Genomic DNA, 592 nt, shown 5'->3' with positions numbered 1-592 from the left:
GCACCCCCACCGGAACCGGAGACAACCCCGCATCAAGCACAAACACCCGCATATTGCCCAACGGCACACCAATCGGCACCGATGCGCCTTCGAATCCATCGGTCGTTGGGATGGCGTATGTCGTTGCACAGACGGTGATTTCGGTGGGCCCATAGGCGTTGATCACCGCCAACTCCGGATGCTTCTTCCGTAACTTGTCGACCGCCACGGGCGAAAGCGCACCGCCGCCGGTTTCGAGCAGTTCGAGCTGGCCCAGACAGTCCGGATCTTCTTCTGCGAGTTGGTGGAAAAGGGCCGTGGGCACGAACATCGATGTCACGGCGCGTTCGGCGATGAGCTGCCGGAGGGCCGCCACATCCGGTTGGCGCGCCAATACCACCAGGGTCCCGCCGTGAAGCAGGGCTGGCCAAATTTCACACGACGAACTGTCGAACCCCGGCGACATGATCATCGACATCCGTGCCCTTGCACGTTCTTCCGGCCAGTGGTGCCACGCCATATTGATCACACCGTGGTGGGTGATGGCGACGGCTTTGGGGCGTCCGGTGGTGCCCGAGGTGTACAGGATGTAGGCGAGGTTGTCCGGTGTGGG

Annotated in this window: 1 protein-coding gene; it reads right to left on the bottom strand. The window is 62.3% G+C overall.

Translation table 11 applies throughout. The features are described from left to right. Window positions 1–592, bottom strand: a 592-nt coding sequence (locus A5744_RS13705; protein WP_139331343.1) for an AMP-binding protein, incomplete at both ends; no start/stop codon positions are given.

Origin of the sequence: Mycobacterium sp. IS-1264, assembly GCF_001954195.1 — a bacterium.
In the GTDB taxonomy this organism is placed as follows: domain Bacteria; phylum Actinomycetota; class Actinomycetes; order Mycobacteriales; family Mycobacteriaceae; genus Mycobacterium.
The sequence above is the reverse complement of the archived record's forward strand: the minus strand, read 5'-3'. Positions and strand labels throughout refer to the sequence as shown.